At 40.0% G+C, this 15,460-nt stretch carries 18 protein-coding genes; 8 read left to right on the top strand and 10 right to left on the bottom strand.

Going from position 1 to position 15,460, the window contains the following annotated elements; all coding sequences use genetic code 11:
- Positions 1-29: 29 nt before the first annotated feature.
- A complete protein-coding gene (locus tag AWW67_RS00280; protein WP_053223810.1) occupies positions 30-374 on the bottom strand; it encodes a nucleotide pyrophosphohydrolase in 345 nt (114 codons plus the stop codon).
- Complete coding sequence (dtd, locus tag AWW67_RS00285) at positions 374-826, bottom strand: D-aminoacyl-tRNA deacylase (RefSeq protein WP_062299408.1); 453 nt, start codon at positions 824-826, stop codon at positions 374-376. Before dtd ends, AWW67_RS00280 begins: the two co-directional genes overlap by 1 nt.
- 61 nt (positions 827-887) lie before the next feature.
- On the opposite strand from dtd, the gene AWW67_RS00290 reads away from it, so the two are divergent.
- Complete coding sequence (locus tag AWW67_RS00290; protein ID WP_062299410.1) at positions 888-2,075, top strand: hypothetical protein; 1,188 nt, start codon at positions 888-890, stop codon at positions 2,073-2,075.
- 410 nt (positions 2,076-2,485) lie between these two features.
- Here the strand turns inward: AWW67_RS00290 and AWW67_RS00295 are convergent, their stop codons facing one another.
- The 6 genes from AWW67_RS00295 to AWW67_RS00320 all read right to left on the bottom strand — a co-directional run bounded on the left by AWW67_RS00295 (position 2,486) and on the right by AWW67_RS00320 (position 6,402).
- Positions 2,486-3,007, bottom strand: coding sequence for a hypothetical protein (locus tag AWW67_RS00295; RefSeq protein ID WP_062299411.1), 522 nt, complete (start codon positions 3,005-3,007; stop codon positions 2,486-2,488).
- Between the two features lies 1 nt (position 3,008).
- Positions 3,009-3,659, bottom strand: coding sequence for an oxidoreductase (locus AWW67_RS00300; RefSeq protein ID WP_062299413.1), 651 nt, complete (start codon positions 3,657-3,659; stop codon positions 3,009-3,011).
- Positions 3,617-4,255, bottom strand: coding sequence for a thioredoxin family protein (locus AWW67_RS00305; RefSeq protein WP_062299415.1), 639 nt, complete (start codon positions 4,253-4,255; stop codon positions 3,617-3,619). Before AWW67_RS00305 ends, AWW67_RS00300 begins: the two co-directional genes overlap by 43 nt.
- A 38-nt stretch (positions 4,256-4,293) precedes the next feature.
- Entirely contained in the window at positions 4,294-4,716 is a 423-nt protein-coding gene (locus tag AWW67_RS00310) for a YkvA family protein (protein WP_062299416.1), read from the bottom strand.
- A gap of 6 nt (positions 4,717-4,722) precedes the next feature.
- A complete protein-coding gene (locus AWW67_RS00315; RefSeq protein WP_062299595.1) occupies positions 4,723-5,244 on the bottom strand; it encodes a DUF7935 family protein in 522 nt (173 codons plus the stop codon).
- 129 nt (positions 5,245-5,373) lie between these two features.
- Positions 5,374-6,402 (bottom strand): glycosyltransferase family 2 protein, encoded by a 1,029-nt coding sequence (locus AWW67_RS00320; RefSeq protein ID WP_071387020.1) that lies wholly within the window; start codon positions 6,400-6,402, stop codon positions 5,374-5,376.
- A 222-nt stretch (positions 6,403-6,624) separates the two neighbouring features.
- On the opposite strand from AWW67_RS00320, the gene AWW67_RS00325 reads away from it, so the two are divergent.
- From AWW67_RS00325 to AWW67_RS00335, 3 genes are read left to right on the top strand one after another with little or no spacing between them, the layout of a single operon-like run.
- Complete coding sequence (locus AWW67_RS00325; protein ID WP_176699975.1) at positions 6,625-6,930, top strand: HesB/IscA family protein; 306 nt, start codon at positions 6,625-6,627, stop codon at positions 6,928-6,930.
- 60 nt (positions 6,931-6,990) lie between these two features.
- A complete protein-coding gene (locus tag AWW67_RS00330; RefSeq protein ID WP_062299419.1) occupies positions 6,991-7,467 on the top strand; it encodes a hypothetical protein in 477 nt (158 codons plus the stop codon).
- Positions 7,468-7,472: 5 nt separating this feature from the next.
- Positions 7,473-9,167, top strand: coding sequence for a carbamoyltransferase family protein (locus tag AWW67_RS00335; RefSeq protein ID WP_062299421.1), 1,695 nt, complete (start codon positions 7,473-7,475; stop codon positions 9,165-9,167).
- Here the strand turns inward: AWW67_RS00335 and AWW67_RS00340 are convergent.
- Positions 9,154-9,729, bottom strand: a complete 576-nt coding sequence (locus AWW67_RS00340) for an aspartyl/asparaginyl beta-hydroxylase domain-containing protein (protein ID WP_062299423.1) — start codon at positions 9,727-9,729, stop codon at positions 9,154-9,156. The two genes, AWW67_RS00335 and AWW67_RS00340, sit on opposite strands and share 14 nt — an antisense overlap.
- A gap of 72 nt (positions 9,730-9,801) precedes the next feature.
- On the opposite strand from AWW67_RS00340, the gene AWW67_RS00345 reads away from it, so the two are divergent.
- The 4 genes from AWW67_RS00345 to AWW67_RS00360 all read left to right on the top strand — a co-directional run bounded on the left by AWW67_RS00345 (position 9,802) and on the right by AWW67_RS00360 (position 12,204).
- Complete coding sequence (locus AWW67_RS00345; RefSeq protein ID WP_082793943.1) at positions 9,802-10,683, top strand: ATP-grasp domain-containing protein; 882 nt, start codon at positions 9,802-9,804, stop codon at positions 10,681-10,683.
- A 99-nt stretch (positions 10,684-10,782) separates the two neighbouring features.
- The gene (locus AWW67_RS00350; protein WP_071387015.1) at positions 10,783-11,361 is read left to right on the top strand and encodes a peptidylprolyl isomerase; all 579 of its coding nucleotides are present in this window, start codon (positions 10,783-10,785) and stop codon (positions 11,359-11,361) included.
- Between the two features lie 170 nt (positions 11,362-11,531).
- Complete coding sequence (locus AWW67_RS19130; RefSeq protein WP_260311200.1) at positions 11,532-12,032, top strand: ATPase; 501 nt, start codon at positions 11,532-11,534, stop codon at positions 12,030-12,032.
- Positions 12,022-12,204 carry a DUF8506 family protein gene (locus AWW67_RS00360; RefSeq protein WP_053223797.1) on the top strand — a complete coding sequence of 61 codons (183 nt, stop codon included), beginning with the start codon at positions 12,022-12,024 and terminating at the stop codon, positions 12,202-12,204. Before AWW67_RS19130 ends, AWW67_RS00360 begins: the two co-directional genes overlap by 11 nt.
- A gap of 90 nt (positions 12,205-12,294) precedes the next feature.
- On the opposite strand, the gene AWW67_RS00365 is transcribed toward AWW67_RS00360, so the two are convergent.
- Positions 12,295-15,453 (bottom strand): efflux RND transporter permease subunit, encoded by a 3,159-nt coding sequence (locus tag AWW67_RS00365; protein WP_062299427.1) that lies wholly within the window; start codon positions 15,451-15,453, stop codon positions 12,295-12,297.
- Between the last annotated feature and the right edge of the window lie 7 nt (positions 15,454-15,460).

The raw sequence follows: 15,460 nt of genomic DNA on the forward strand, positions 1-15,460 counted from the left end.
ATTTCTCCTAAAATTGTTTAAGCTTCGAATTACGGATTTAACTTCTCATTATTCTTATGTCTTTCCTTATCTCTTTGTGTTTTTTTAGCCATCTTCATGTCCCAAGCGGCTTGTAAATCCGTCCCTGTTTGATTGGCCAAGCAAACCACCACAAACATTACATCGGCCAGCTCTTCACCCAAATCTTTATTTTTATCTGATTCTTTTTCAGACTGTTCACCATACCTACGCGCAATAATACGAGCAACTTCCCCCACTTCTTCTGTCAACTGTGCCATGTTGGTAAGCTCATTGAAATAGCGAACGCCAAACTCCTTTATCCAATTGTCCACTTCCTTTTGAACGGCAGTTATTCCTTTCGATTGCTCAGTCATTATTTTTTGTCTTTAGTATCAATTATTATGGTTACTGGCCCATCATTTACCAAGGCCACTTTCATGTCTGCACCAAACTCGCCTGAGCCAATGGCTTTCCCCAAATCCATTGCCAATTGCTCTTTAAACGCTTCGTATAGAGGAATGGCTACATCGGGTTTAGCTGCTTTAATGTATGAGGGTCGATTTCCCTTTTTAGTGCTCGCGTGTAGTGTGAACTGGCTAATCACCAAAACTTCGCCATCTACATCAATCACGCTTTTATTCATTACGCCCTCTTCGTCTTCGAAAATACGCATATTCACTATTTTACGGCTCAGCCACTCAATATCTTCATGATTATCGGCTTCTTCTATGCCAATTAAAATCATTAAACCTCTGCCAATAGCAGCCTTCACTTGGCCGTCTATGGTTACCGATGACTCGGAAACATGTTGTAACACTGCGATCATATCAATGCAAAAAACCCCATTAATAAAATAGGATTCAAGTAATTTAGCTAAATTTCAAACTATGCGAATTAGGTTATTTTGGCTGGCCATTTTTTTAAGCATCACTGTGGCTGCCTTCCTTTTCTATAAAAACACTCAAGCGCCTATTACTTATGGTTTAGCGCCTGCTTTTGACGGAAATGACTACACGCATATTTACCACTATTTTGTGGGTTTAGAAGAAAATTATCAAGTTCCTTTTCCTTTTAACGGACGAATTTTAGTGCCTTGGCTGGCTGCTCAAATCGACTCGGGGAATATGATTCAGGATTTTCAATGGGTGAACCTGTTTTTCACCTTAGCCTCTATAATCGCTCTATTTGTGCTTTGGAGGCAAATGGGTTTTGAACTGAAATGGTTTATGGCTGGCTTTTTCTGGCTGCTCTTTCATTGGACAGGCATCATTCGCCTAAATGCCTTCGATCCGGTTACGGTTGATCTTCCAGTCTACCTTTTTCAGGCCTTACTATTACTCATTATTCTGAAAAGAAAATTCGTATGGTTACTGATTCTAGCTCCAATGGCCACCGCTCAAAAAGAATCATTTTTAGCCTTAGTCATCATTCTTACTGTTTATGGCATTTGGCACAATCGTAAAACCGAAGAAGGCTATTATCCAATTCCATTATTAATTTCGGCTGTTGCACTTTCACTCATTACGAAATTCTTTATAGCACACTATTTTTCTCCTATAGAAGAAGGAAAAGGAGCCATCATCACCTTACTCTACCACGCAAAAGAAACCATCCTCCACCCTTTTGAAATTGTGCGCTGGTTGGTAGCCATGTTTGTGGCATTTGGGCCTGCTTTGTTTTTGGCTGGAAGAAAATACGTATTGGCAAATCGTTATGACAACACACGAAATGTGCTTCTGATTTTTACGCTTACCTATCTGGCTTTCGGTATTTTGGCGGGTGGCGATATGACGCGCATTATCTATCTCGGTTTCCCCTTTATTGCCACTTGGATAATGTATGAGCTGCGCGAAATGAGAACCAAGCCCTTATTTATTCTTGGGCTTTTGTCACTTCCGCTTATGATGCTGCACCATCATCTTCCTGACCCTGCTTTTCAAATGGAACTATGGAAAAGTTGGTATCCTGAGTTTGCCAATACCAACATTGTGTTGATGTATTTGGCTTATGGGGGCATTGCGACATTAATTGCTTACCGTGTTAATCAGGCCGCTCCTACGGAGCTCAAAAACTAATATTTAAATTTATTAGTCTACAAACAGGGCGTCCCGATGGGACTTCTCACAATACAGTAGAAATCAATATGGCACTTAAGTTTACTATTCAATAGCTCAACCCAATAACCCCAGAGGCGTACCCTGTTGGTAGGCAAACAGAGGATTAAAAACATAAGCCCCAGCGGGGCGAATGTCTTTACACCATATTTACGACCAAACACAGGCCGCTCCTACGGAGCTCTAAAACTAACATTTAAATCTTACTACAAACAGGTCGTCCCGCTGGGACTCTTGGAAATGTAGTTAGACTCAAGACAGCTTTCAAACTCATGATTATAACGAGATTCAATCCGTCAAACCCCAGAGGGGTGTCCTGTTTGTAGACAATAGTGAAAAGATATACAAAGCCCCAGCGGGGCGACCTGTTCTCACTCCATATCCCTACGAGAAAGCCAAAACAGTCTCCCAAAAAGTCCAATGAAGCTCATAATCAGTCCGAAATAAAGCCAAACCGTCCAAACCCCTTGAAGGAACATATCACCCAAAACACCCAGTTTATCTTGAAAACTCAGACTCGAAAAAGGGGCGTAAAGAATCCATTCTCCGTCATTCTCAAAACCTTTGTTCACTCCGTCAGCTGGTAAAGCTTGATGAAGCAAATAAATTGAAAGTCCGATAAAGAGTGTAAGGAAAATAACTTGGACTGCATTTTTGAATTTACTGACAAATGCACGCATAATAAAAGTCCAACTGCCAATGGCCGCATAAACCAGAAAAAAGAAGACTGAGGTTTCTGCAATAAAATAAGTGTCGCCAATTCCGAAAGAGGTATCACCAAACACCGATGTTACTTTAAAGAAAGTAAAAACAAGCAATAATGAGAAAATTGCGCTCAGCAACAACCAAAGCAATTCAGAAAGCCAGAGTTTCGATTTAAGTAAATCCTTCATTTCACATCTTCTGCATAATTTCTGACTGGTAATAATAACAACCCTTATCGTCTTGTTGGGCTACTTTCATCATAGCATCTGCCACTTTATCGGCATGAATGGGGCGATACTTTTTCAATGGACCAATAAACGGAATAATACGGGTAACGATTTGCGCAAACTTTTCACCTGGCCGACTTTCACTACGGTTTCCACGCAACAAGCTCGGTTTAAAAATATAGATGGTTCGGTAAGCGAGAAATGAGAGTTTGTCTTCCAGCTCCCCTTTCACCCTGTTATAAAAATACCTTGAGTTTTTATCTGAGCCCATGGCCGACACTAAGAAATACCTTTCTGCACCAGACTTCAATGCCCTTTCTGCCAAATTGTAGCAGTAGGTAAAGTCCACCTTATAAAAAGCTTCTTTCGATCCTGCCTTTTTAATAGTTGTTCCCAAGCAGCAGAAAATGTCATCTGCTTTCGGGAAGTCTTCCATACTTTCTAGCTGATCGAAATCAACGCTGAGTTCGGCATATTTCTGATGCGAAATACCCAAGGGTTTTCTAACCAGTGCTATGACCTTAGCATACTGGTTGCTGTTCAATAAATTTTGAGTGAGTGACCGACCAATCAGTCCGCTTGCACCGGCAACGATTGCTGTTTTTTGTTCCATAACTCTAATTTAGCTAAAAATTCATTCTGTAGAGTTATGCCTTTATCTTGGGCGTACCACAAGTGTAAATACACTACAAACTCGGTTGCGGTGCGCTCTTGTGTCTTTTTATTTTCTAAAAACTCGTTTTGAATTTCGGTAGGCCTTGGGCCCCAATCACCTAAAACAGTTAAACTTTCAGGATCAAGGCCAATGATTTTTGGAATAGAGCGTCCACCATTAGTTAGGAACTGATCTATTACTTCGGGATGCTCATCGCGCAAAATCACTTTCATTTCTAAAAGTGGATTCAGCTGCGTCATTTTATAAATGAAGGGCAGGTTTTGGGCGGCATCGCCACACCAGCCTTCGGTTATTACTAATAATGTGAGCGGAGATGTAATGTTGAGTAAACGCTCTTGAATTTCGGGAGTTAACTTTCCAATTTTCGTCCATTTTTTCATGCGCTTATCGTTCATTCGCGCATAATTCAACATGGCCTCCGACTGATTCTCTCCAGTCGTTTTTTCCTCCATTAATAAGCCACTAAGCAAGCTTAAATATTGCTCATAGCTCATAGCGTTTTCAAGTAATTCTTTGGTAATAACAGCTTCCATAAGTCATGATTTTTGAATGACAATATGGAAACCAAAGGCTATTCAGAATCGTTCGATTCTTCCCATTTTTTGAAGCGATCCACATCGCTTCTGAAGCTTTTTCCCAACCAAACCAGAACGGTAGCATCATCTATAAGTCCGGCAACGGGAATAAAGTCAGGAATGGCATCGATTGGAGTAACAAAATAGATTAAGCCTGCCACAAACATGATAATGGTTTGCCAAGGCGTTTCAGTATAAACACCTTTCAAATAACTTGAAATCATGCGCATAATCAAGGATAGAAACTCAACGATTTTTGCTTTAAGAGAGTCATCACTACTACTGGCTTCCATCTTTTTTTGTGTATCGGCCAATAGCTCTTTGAGCTTTACGCGGTCATTCACAATTTTACCCGCCTTGGCTTTCATTTTGCCAAAAAATTGCTCTTCTCTTTCGTTTAAATCCTTCTCCTTACTCATACACGATTAAAAAACTTGTCTAATTTCATTTTTTACAAAAGAGAGCGTATCACCAATGGGGTCACTCTCGAGCTTCATCATCTTATCAAAAATTGTCTGAGATAAATCTATAGCATTATTTTCGGCCTTCATTTCTTGAGAGGCATCTTGAATAACGGCAATAATTATGTTCACCGTATCTCTAACTCGCTGCCATGCCTCATCGCTCATATAAACCTGCTGCGAAAGGTTATGGTTTAGTTCTTCACCAATTTCGTTCAATAACAAGTGTTGAAATTCGAAAGCGTTTATACTAGGGTTACTCAACCGAAGCAGCATATTATTGGGCGAAATGCGCTCCAGCAACAAACAGATGCGCTCGTAGGCTTGAAGTCGAATGGGCAAAACAGTGTCAGTAGTTTTCATTTTGAGCCCAATCAATTGAGCATCGAACTGCTTTTGCAAAAAATTTCTGACAACTAAATACACAGCATAAAGCACTAGCCCCGCTGGAATTAAAATTTGAATTAAATCGGTAAGGTATTCCATGTTCATTTTTAATACGACATTCTGCTAGACTGTCGGAAATTGTGAGTGAAAATAATGAGATTATTGGCCAAAGCCATTGATCTAACTAGATTTTCATTTTTTCATTGTTTGAAAAGAAGGGCAATCATGTCATAGAAAAAACCAGAAGTCGATTACTGGCTGCTTTTTATAGTCTGCTAATCGCTTTCTTATCTGCTCTTTCCCCTTTGGCGATGCCACAACCACCATAATTTGCGGGTTTTCCAATTCTTGTATAAAGCTTACATGCCTCATTAGCACATTGTACACTTCTAAACCAATTTTCTTTTGATTATTGCATACCCAATAAAACGACTGATTTCTTTCCTGAAGAAGTTTGGCCATTTCCTTTCCATTAGTGCCAGCTCCCCAAAGCACCAAAGGTCTTGATTCATCACGATCGAGCTCGAAAAAATAGCGCAATTTCAAATCGAAGTAGCGATTGTCTTTATACACTTTAAGCGTTCTTGAAATCCTATCTGGCCTGTCGCGCCAATGGTTAAGCACTTTGTTTAAGCCCACTATCTTTAACCCATGCTTATAAACCCGAAAACAGAGATCGTAATCTTCTGGATAAACCTCAGGGTTGAAAGCCCCAACAGCATCAAAATCGTCTTTGTGCATTAACCAGCACTGAGAAGGAATAGAACACTCTTTATAAATTTCTTCATAGTGATTATCATCGGTGGCTATTTCATTTAACCAGCGGTCGTAACGTAAAAAACCTTCACCCACTTCGCCTTCATCTACAAAATGGGCTGTGCCTCCTGCCACTACCGTTCCCTTTCCATACTTCTGCCATTCCTCCACCAGCACTTGTAGTTTATCTGGCGGCATTATATCATCCGAATCCATTCTATTGATTAATTCACCTTGGGCAAAAGCATAACCATGTTTTAAAGTAGGAATCAGGAAATTGCGTTCGCTATGATACAGCTTAATGCGTTTATCTTTTTGAGTATAGGCCTTCAAAATCTCAGGGGTCTCATCTGTAGAATGGTCATTCACGGCAATCAATTCCCAATGGGGATAAGACTGAGCAATAATAGAATCTAGGCATTCGTGCAAATAAGGTGCAGTATCTTTTGCGGCCATAATAATGGACACCAATGGCGATGCGCCAGAGCTATTTGAGTTCATAGAATGCATGTTAATTTTCAGCGGGTTTTATAAGTGCCGAATTCAAGAAATTTGAAATTACCGAAATAAAGGGGCAAAAGCATTGATATTCACATATTCCGAACCCAATTAATAGAGAAGCCCCTCAAGTTTAAAAGATATTCAACAACTTAAGCGGAAGGAATGGAACATTCTCAATTCTGACTAAGTTTACAACTCAAACAAAGTAGTGATATGTCGCAAGTGTTAGAACCAGTAACCATTACACCAAAAGCCTTGGAAGAGGTGAAAAGCATTATGTCCAACAAAAGTATTCCTGAAGGATATGGTTTAAGAATTGGCGTAAAAGGTGGTTCTGGCTGCGGTGGAATGGGCTACTTACTGGGCTTCGACAAACCCAAAGAAGGTGACATTACTTATCAAGTAGACGGAGTAAATGTACACGTTGAAAAGCGGCAAACCATGTATTTATTGGGCTTAGAAGTCGATTTTCATGAAGGAGCAGATGCAAGAGGTTTTACTTTCGTAAACCCCGACAAGGAAGAATAAGCTTTAAAAGCGCCAACAAAACTCCTATAATTCTTATATTTTGCCGAGCAAATAAACATTATGCTTGACAATACTCATCTAATTAACGCGATTACCAAATTTTTAGAACAAATTGGTATTCCTATTCAGTACACATCAATTCAGGAATCAACTTTTTTACCTGGTATTAATATAGATAAAGGAGTGCTTTTTATTGACCAAGGTAAGCTGAAATACCCTGGTGACTTACTTCACGAGGCGGGTCATATTGCCGTAATGACGCCTAAAGAACGAGCTAGTATTTCTGGTAATATTGAGGAGCACAAACCCGAGGGAGAAAGTGATGAAATGGCGGCTATTTTATGGTCGTATGCTGCACTAAAGCATTTAAATCTAGCCCCTCAAATTGTGTTTCATCCCGAAGGCTACAAAAACGATTCAGAATGGTTGATCGAAAACTTTGAAAACGGTCAATACATAGGCCTTCCCCTATTGGAATGGATGGGGCTAACGGATTCAGATAGTTTTCCAAAAATGAAATACTGGCTAAGGCAATAAGGAACATGCTTAAAGACATTTACGTTTTGGGTACTGGCTTATCGCATGATGGTTCGGCTGTAATTCTAAAAAATGGTGAGGTAGCCATTGCCATAGAAAAGGAAAGGCTAAGCCGAATCAAACATGATGGAGGCAATGATAACCTTGCTATTCAATATTGCCTAGATGCACTCAGAATTACAATGGATGACATTGCACTTACTGTACAATGTGAGAATTTTGTAGTTCCAGAACGCAACCGATTTCAGGGAGAAAGGATTTTTAAAGGTTATCCCAAAACACCCCTCCACTCTATTTCTCACCATTTGGCACATGCATACAGCACTATTGGCACTAGCCCTTTTTCGGCATTCAATATCTTGGTGATTGATGGTTGTGGCAGTCCTTATCAACAATGTACCGAAGATTTACACCCTTCACTGGAAGAATTAGGGCTTTCTGAAAACGGACTTAGTGGCCTCATATGTGAAAAAGATAGCTTCTACCATTATGATGGAAAAAAGCTTCAAGTTCTTTTCAAGGACTTTAGCAAAATGGACATACCAAAAGGGAATACGGTTCAGATGCCCACTACCAAACATTCAATTGGTGGATTTTATGCTTACATAAGCCAATATTGCTTCGGAAACATGAGCGATGCCGGTAAATTGATGGGCTTGGCTCCTTTCGGAAATAAGAACGTGTATACGCAAGAAGCTTTTAGTTTTGAAAATGGAAGGGTGTTTGTTCGTGAAGAATGGAAAACAAGCCTAAAAACCCCAGCCTTAGATTACTCTACTTTTCAGAAGAATTTTCAATACTATGCAGATATCGCTTTTTGGGCACAGAAAGAAGTAGAAAAAGCCATCATTTATATAGTCGAAAGTAGAACTTCATTAAACGGTAATCAGCCTTTATGTTACTCTGGAGGCGTGGCATTAAACGCAGTGGCAAATGCCAAAATGATTCAAAAGGGACTTGTTAACCAACTTTACATTGAACCTGCAGCAGCAGATAATGGACTGGCTTTGGGCTGTGCTTACTATGGTTGGTTAGAATTATTAAAAGGAAAAAGAAAGCAGCATAACGGAAACACTTGCTTTGGTATTTCTTATTCCGATGAAGATGTAGCTGAAACACTAAAAGATTCGTTTCCGAACTTAAACGTAACGCATTATCAAAACCGTAGTGAGTTTCTAAGCTCTACAGCAAAACTTATTTCTGAAGGAAAAACAATTGGTTGGTTTCAGGGTAGATGTGAGTTTGGCCCAAGGGCATTGGGAAGTAGATCAATATTGGCCTGTCCATTTAATGAAAGAATGCAGCTCCATATCAATCAAAACATCAAATTTCGTGAAGACTTTAGACCTTTCGCTCCTGCTGTGCTTGCAAAAGATGTTCACCTTTATTTCAAACATGGCTTTGAAAGCCCCTATATGATTTTAGTTGATGAAGTTAAAGAAGAGTGGATCAATAAATTAAAAGCCGTTTCCCATGTTAACGGTTCCGCCAGAGTACAAACTGTGGGTGGTATTTGGAACAAACCTTTCTATGAACTATTATTAGAGTTAAAAAACATAAGTGGGCATGGAATGGTGCTTAACACCTCTTTTAATAAAAAAGGCCAGCCCATAGTTGAAACACCTCAGCAGGCCATCGAGCTTTTCAACGAATCCGAATTAGATGTTTTAGCCATTGAAAACTACATTATTCAGAAATAGCCTCTGGCAATAATTGATCTTTAAGCCAGCCATTTAACTCCATATCTAACACCATATGAACGCGATCTTCAGTGCCACGATTATGAACCGAATGAGGATCAGAGAGTCGACAATACCAACATTCACCTGCCTTCATAATTACTCGTTTTTTGTTTAGATAGAACTCTACGTTGTCATTAGTCACTACAGGAACATGGAGCCTTACAATTCCATTTTCTTCATCCAAATCATAATCCCGATGCTCCTTAATTTCCGAGCCTGCACCAAGCTTCATTAGTCTAACACTTGTTATTTTGGTTTTAAATGTTCCAATTACTTGTCTAAAATACTCACAGTTCGCTAAAAAAGGGGTGTCTTCAAATTCTGTAACACCGGGAGCAGAAAAAATCATGAGGATAGGATGAGTTGCTCCTTTTGGCCCTCTGAGTGGAATCACACTCCAATCTCCAGAATAGTTATCCTTCACAAAATGTTCGGTCCAATCTCCATATATTTTGTTAAGATCATTAACCAATAAGGATTTATCAAAATGAAATGGAAGGCGTACTTTTTCTGGCAACATAGGCCTACAATTTACAGTAGAAAAAACTTTTGTGTGTAAGGAATGAAATTATATTTGCCTCAAATAGTCACTATGGTTCAATTCGATATAGTAATCGCAACCTGCGATAAGTATGTAGCTCCAGAAAAGATCACTCCTTATGTGCAGAATGTTCTCACAGAAGATCAAATCATACTTTCTGCTTTGGAAAAGAAAGGGCTTAAAGCAGTTCGTAAATCATGGTCAGACCCTGATTTTGATTGGAGTAGCACAGATAAAGTACTAATCAGAACTACTTGGGATTACTTTGAGCGCTTTGAAGAATGGCAGTTGTGGCTAGATTTGGTTTCAGAGAAAAGCACCTTGATTAACGCCATAGACTTGGTGCGCTGGAATATGGACAAGCATTATTTGGGCGATCTAGAAAAGCGCGGCATTAACATTCCCAAAACCCATTATATAGAAAAAGGCACTACCACTTCTTTGAAAGAACTACATACACTAACAGGTTGGGAAGAAACCATTTTAAAGCCTTGCGTATCGGGGGCATCGCGCCACACTTACAAGTTAAATGCAGATAATATTGAAGCACACGAGGCCATTTTTCAAAAATTAATTCAGAACGAAGCCTTTATGCTTCAGCCTTTTCAGAAGAATATTTTTAAAGGTGAAATTTCCTTAATGGTGATGGGTGGCCAATTTACTCATGCGGTATTAAAAGTGGCCAAACCGGGTGATTTCCGTGTGCAGGATGATTTTGGTGGAAGCGTCCACGACTATCAACCTACTCAAGCAGAAATGGATTTCGCTGAAAAAGCAGTGTCGGTTTGCAGCCCAAGTCCTTCTTTGGCTCGAGTAGATATTATTCGGGATAACAATGATGAACTGGCCATTATCGAGTTAGAAATGATTGAACCAGAACTTTGGTTTAGGTTGAACCCAAAGGCTGCTGATGTTTTGGCGGATTGTATTTAAGTTTCTTCGCCATTCAAATGGCCGAGTGAGTAGTTGACCAAATTCTTAGGCAGGTTAATTATTAAAAAACATATCTTTCATACTATCAAACGATTTGCTATGAAAAGAACATTCCTCTTCACATTGCTGCTTCTGACTTCATTTTTCGGTCTTAAAGCCCAAGTGATAAATATTGAAATAAAAACCGAATTGGGTTCCATTATGGCCGAACTTAACCCAGATAAGGCGCCTATTACTGTAGCAAATTTCATTAAGTACATTGAGAACCATAAGTTTGATAGCGCCAGTTTTTACCGTACAGTAAGAATGGACAATCAACCCAATAATGAGGTGAAGATTGAAGTGATTCAAGGTGGAATTTCCTATAACCGTTCGGTGACTTCTTATCCGCCTATTGAACATGAAACCACCGAGAAAACTGGAATTTTACACAAAGACGGTGTTTTATCTATGGCTCGTGTTGGGCCGGGCACGGCTACTGCTGAATTTTTCATCTGTATCGGAGACCAACCTTCACTGGATTTCGGAGGAAAGAGAAACCCTGATGGGCAAGGTTTCGCCACCTTTGGTAAGGTGACCAAAGGAATGGATATCGTTAAAAAAATTCAGCAACGAGAAGACAAAAATCAATACCTAGTAGAGAAGGTTAAGATTTACTCGATTAGTATTTTGAAGTAAGCTTAAATCATAATTAAAGAAAGTCACTAAATGGAAGGCTTAACTTGTTGAAAGGGCTTCTACAATAACTAGGATAAGAAATCCTATATTTGTGATGTGAAGAGAATGTACATCATAGCAGGGCCAATGGAGCTGGAAAGACAACTCTTTCCTACACAATTCTTCCAGAAATATTTGACTGTGACGAATTCGTAAACGCAGATGAAATAGCGAAAGGGATTTCTCCTTTAAACCCAGAGAAAGCTGGCATCAGAGCTGGCAGATTAATGCTTCTAAGGATCAAAGAACTGGTAAACAATGAAGAATCATTTGCGTTTGAAACAACGTTATCAACAAAGTCTTATCAAGGGTTTGTTAAAATGACAAGAGTACGTGATTACGAAGTTATACTGCTTTTCTTAGCACTTGACTCCGTTGGCTTGGCAATTCATAGAGTTGAAACAAGAGTTAAAGAAGGAGGGCATAACATTCCAGTTACAACAATTGAAAGAAGATACTTTAACGGTTTAGTAAACTTCTTTAAAATCTATAAATCCATTGTGGATAAATGGATTTTGGTGGACAACTCGTCTGAAAATTTTGAGTTTATTGCTCAAGGATCGGGTTCTGAAGTGGTTATAAAAAATGAAAAAATTTGGTCTGATTTAAACAGAAAGTATAATGGACATTAAAGACGAATTAAAAGAATTAGAGCAAAAAGTAAGCTTGGGACTTAAGGAGGCTTACAGAAAAATGGTTGAGTTCAAGAAAAGGAACAATAGTCCTTTAATCGTTTCTCGCAACGGAAAAGTAATTGAAATAGCTCCGAAAGACATACCTCTTACTACGAATTCCAAGAACTAATTTCATTTGAAATAATTCAACTTCCCATAAAAAAACCGACTCGAAATAAATCAAGCCGGTTTCCATACATCAACAACTAACAACTATTTTCTATTCCTCTTCAGGAACATAACTGGCTTCTAATGCTGCCAATTCTTTTTTACCGTACGCAATTCTTGTGATCACTACATACAATACTGGCACAAAGAAAATGGCCAAGAATGTAGCGGCAAGCATACCTCCAATCACTGTCCAGCCAATGGTTTGACGTGCTACCGCTCCTGCACCATGCGCCATTGCCAAAGGCACAACGCCCAAAATAAAGGCCAATGATGTCATGATAATCGGACGTAACCTCAGTTTCACTGCATCTAAAGTAGCCGCCACTAATGGCACACCTCTATCCACACGCTCTTTGGCAAATTCCACAATTAGAATAGCGTTTTTGGCAGCCAAACCAATCAGCGTAATCAAACCAATTTGAGCATATACATTATTGTCTAATTTCGGCAAGAAAGTAAGGGCTACAATGGCTCCAAAAGCACCCAATGGCAAAGCCAAAAGCACTGAGAAAGGCACCGACCAGCTTTCGTATAAAGCAGCCAATAACAATGACACCAAGACAATCGCCAAAGCGAAAATCATAATCGTGCTATTGCCAGACGACAATTCTTCCTTACTCAAGCCGGAGAAATCGTAACCATAGCCTGCAGGTAGTACTTCCGCAGCCACTTCTTCTAAAGCCGCTAAAGCTTGACCAGAACTATAGCCTGGGGCAGCATTACCATTAATTTCTAAAGAACGGAAAAGGTTGTAGTGAGAAATCACTGGTGCGTTTTCTACAACTTTGTAACTGATTAAAGCACTCAACGGTACCGCTCCACCTTGTCGGCTTTGCACATAAAACTGATTTAAATCCTCAATTCTAGTTCTGTACGAAGTATCTGCTTGGGCTACTACCCTAAAGTTTCTTCCGTAGCGTGTGAAATCGTTGATGTAGCTACTTCCCATGTAATTCGACATGGTGGCAAATACATCCGAAATATTCACCCCAAGTTTCTTCGCTTTTTCACGGTCTACTTCAACATTATAGCCTGGAGTTTTTGCGGTAAAGAAACTATAGGCCATAGCAATTTCAGGCCTCTGATTGGCCGCCATTAAGAACTGCCCCATCACTTGTTCCAATTCTTTGATGTCGCCACCAGCTTTTTGTTCTAGCATAAAACTAAATCCACCTGTTTGACCTAAACCAGGAATGGCTGGCGGTGGAATTACCACAATATTGGCTTCTTTAATCACTCCAAATTTCTGAGTTAACTGACCAATAAGGCCAAATAACTGCTGAGAAGGTTCTTTTCTTTGTTCCCAAGGATCCATTTGAAGGAAGAAAGTACCTGAGTTTGGCTTAAACGAGAAGTTAATCGCATTCAATCCACCAATACCTGTGGCATTGTTTATGCCCTCGGTGTCATTTATGATTTGCGCCATTTCATCCATTACCGCTCTTGTTCTGGCGCTAGACGCACCTTCTGGCAACTCTAATGAAATGAACAAACGTCCTTCATCTTCAGTAGGAATAAAACCGGTTGGCTTTGACTGGAATAAACCGATGGTTCCTGCGAAAATACAGGCCAATAGAATCAATACCAGTGGAGCTCCTTTAATACTTCTTTTCACTCCATTTGAGTAAGAAGAAGTTACTCTTTCGAACCAATTATTGAATTTGAAGAAGAACTTATTAATGCCTTTTCCATTTTCATTCACTTTAGACGGACGCAACAATAAACTACACAATGCCGGAGTAAGTGTTAAAGCCACAAAAGCCGAAATCAATACTGAAATGGCAATAGTGATGGCAAATTGCTGGTACATTCTACCTACAATACCCGGAATAAAACCAACTGGTATAAATACCGCAGCCAAAATTAAAGCGATAGCAATTACTGGTGCAGTAATGTCTTTCATAGCCCGCATGGTTGCCTCTTTGGCTGAAAGCTTATAACGATCGATGTAATGCTGAGCAGCTTCTACCACCACAATGGCATCATCTACCACAATACCAATGGCCAATACGAAGCCAAACATGGTTAATGTGTTGATGGTAAAACCAAGCGGCACAAAGAAAATGAAGGTTCCGATAATAGAAACTGGAATCGCCAAGATTGGTACTAAAGTAGCCCTCCAACTTTGCAGGAAGAGGAACACAACGATAATTACCAAAAGCAATGCTTCAGCAAAAGTGGTCAGTACTTCATTGATGGAAACCTGCACCACTGAAACCGCCTCGAACGGCACGATATAATCCATATCGGCAGGAAAAGCCGCTTTCAGCTCATCCATCGCCTCATAAATTCCTTCGGCAGTATCTATAGCGTTACTGCCCGGTGCTTGGTACACCAACAAAATAGTAGCGTCTTTCTGGTTGATAATCGACTGACGACCATAACTGAACTGACCCAATTCTACCCTGGCTACATCTTTCAAATACACTAAAGAACCATCAACATCAGTTCTCAGAACAATGTCTTCGAACTCAGCCTCATTTTCCAATCTACCATTCACGGTAATTGGGTATTCAAAAGCCTGTGATTGATACTGAGGCATTCCACCCACAGTTCCGGCAGCTACTTGTAAGTTTTGCTCTCTAATGGCAGCCGTTACTTCTGCAGAAGAAATTCCATACTGAGCAAGTTTGTCTGGTTTCAACCAAACCCTCATACTGAAATCTTGACCTATAGAAACAATGTCTCCTACCCCTTTTACCCTCAATAGCGCATCGCGCACATAGATGTTGGCGTAATTGGAAAGAAACTTAGTATCGTGAGAACCTTCTGGCGAATACAAGCCAATTACCATCATGATACTTGGGTTACGCTTTCTTACTGTTACACCCAAACGCTGAACAGCCTCTGGCAAAGTAGGTTCAGCAATACTCACACGGTTTTGCACGTCCAAAGTGGCAATATTAATGTCGGTACCTACTTCAAAGGTTACGTTCATTTGCATTTGGCCAGTGCTTGTGTTGTTCGAGCTAATGTAAGCCATGCCCGGAGTACCGTTAATCTGCGTTTCGATAGGTGTAGCTACCGTTTGCTCCACCGTTTTAGCATCTGCGCCAGTATAATTGGCCGAAACAGAAACCACTGGCGGTGTAATATCTGGGTATTGGGTAACCGGCAAATTGAGTGCTGCCAAAGCCCCTACCAGCACAATCACAATGGAAATTACCATTGCCATGACTGGCCGTTTTATAAAAGTTTGTGATATCATTCTTTTT

Source organism: Roseivirga seohaensis, assembly GCF_001592945.1.
GTDB classification, from domain to species: Bacteria; Bacteroidota; Bacteroidia; order Cytophagales; family Cyclobacteriaceae; genus Roseivirga; species Roseivirga seohaensis.

Bases quoted from the DNA above. Each gene is read 5' to 3' on its own strand.
- AWW67_RS00280 (WP_053223810.1), bottom strand. From the start codon at position 374: ATGACTGAGCAATCGAAAGGAATAACTGCCGTTCAAAAGGAAGTGGAC.
- dtd (WP_062299408.1), bottom strand. From the start codon at position 826: ATGATCGCAGTGTTACAACATGTTTCCGAGTCATCGGTAACCATAGAC.
- AWW67_RS00290 (WP_062299410.1), top strand. From the start codon at position 888: ATGCGAATTAGGTTATTTTGGCTGGCCATTTTTTTAAGCATCACTGTG.
- AWW67_RS00295 (WP_062299411.1), bottom strand. From the start codon at position 3,007: ATGAAGGATTTACTTAAATCGAAACTCTGGCTTTCTGAATTGCTTTGG.
- AWW67_RS00300 (WP_062299413.1), bottom strand. From the start codon at position 3,659: ATGGAACAAAAAACAGCAATCGTTGCCGGTGCAAGCGGACTGATTGGT.
- AWW67_RS00305 (WP_062299415.1), bottom strand. From the start codon at position 4,255: ATGGAAGCTGTTATTACCAAAGAATTACTTGAAAACGCTATGAGCTAT.
- AWW67_RS00310 (WP_062299416.1), bottom strand. From the start codon at position 4,716: ATGAGTAAGGAGAAGGATTTAAACGAAAGAGAAGAGCAATTTTTTGGC.
- AWW67_RS00315 (WP_062299595.1), bottom strand. From the start codon at position 5,244: ATGGAATACCTTACCGATTTAATTCAAATTTTAATTCCAGCGGGGCTA.
- AWW67_RS00320 (WP_071387020.1), bottom strand. From the start codon at position 6,402: ATGAACTCAAATAGCTCTGGCGCATCGCCATTGGTGTCCATTATTATG.
- AWW67_RS00330 (WP_062299419.1), top strand. From the start codon at position 6,991: ATGCTTGACAATACTCATCTAATTAACGCGATTACCAAATTTTTAGAA.
- AWW67_RS00335 (WP_062299421.1), top strand. From the start codon at position 7,473: ATGCTTAAAGACATTTACGTTTTGGGTACTGGCTTATCGCATGATGGT.
- AWW67_RS00340 (WP_062299423.1), bottom strand. From the start codon at position 9,729: ATGTTGCCAGAAAAAGTACGCCTTCCATTTCATTTTGATAAATCCTTA.
- AWW67_RS00345 (WP_082793943.1), top strand. From the start codon at position 9,802: ATGGTTCAATTCGATATAGTAATCGCAACCTGCGATAAGTATGTAGCT.
- AWW67_RS00350 (WP_071387015.1), top strand. From the start codon at position 10,783: ATGAAAAGAACATTCCTCTTCACATTGCTGCTTCTGACTTCATTTTTC.
- AWW67_RS00360 (WP_053223797.1), top strand. From the start codon at position 12,022: ATGGACATTAAAGACGAATTAAAAGAATTAGAGCAAAAAGTAAGCTTG.
- AWW67_RS00365 (WP_062299427.1), bottom strand. From the start codon at position 15,453: ATGATATCACAAACTTTTATAAAACGGCCAGTCATGGCAATGGTAATT.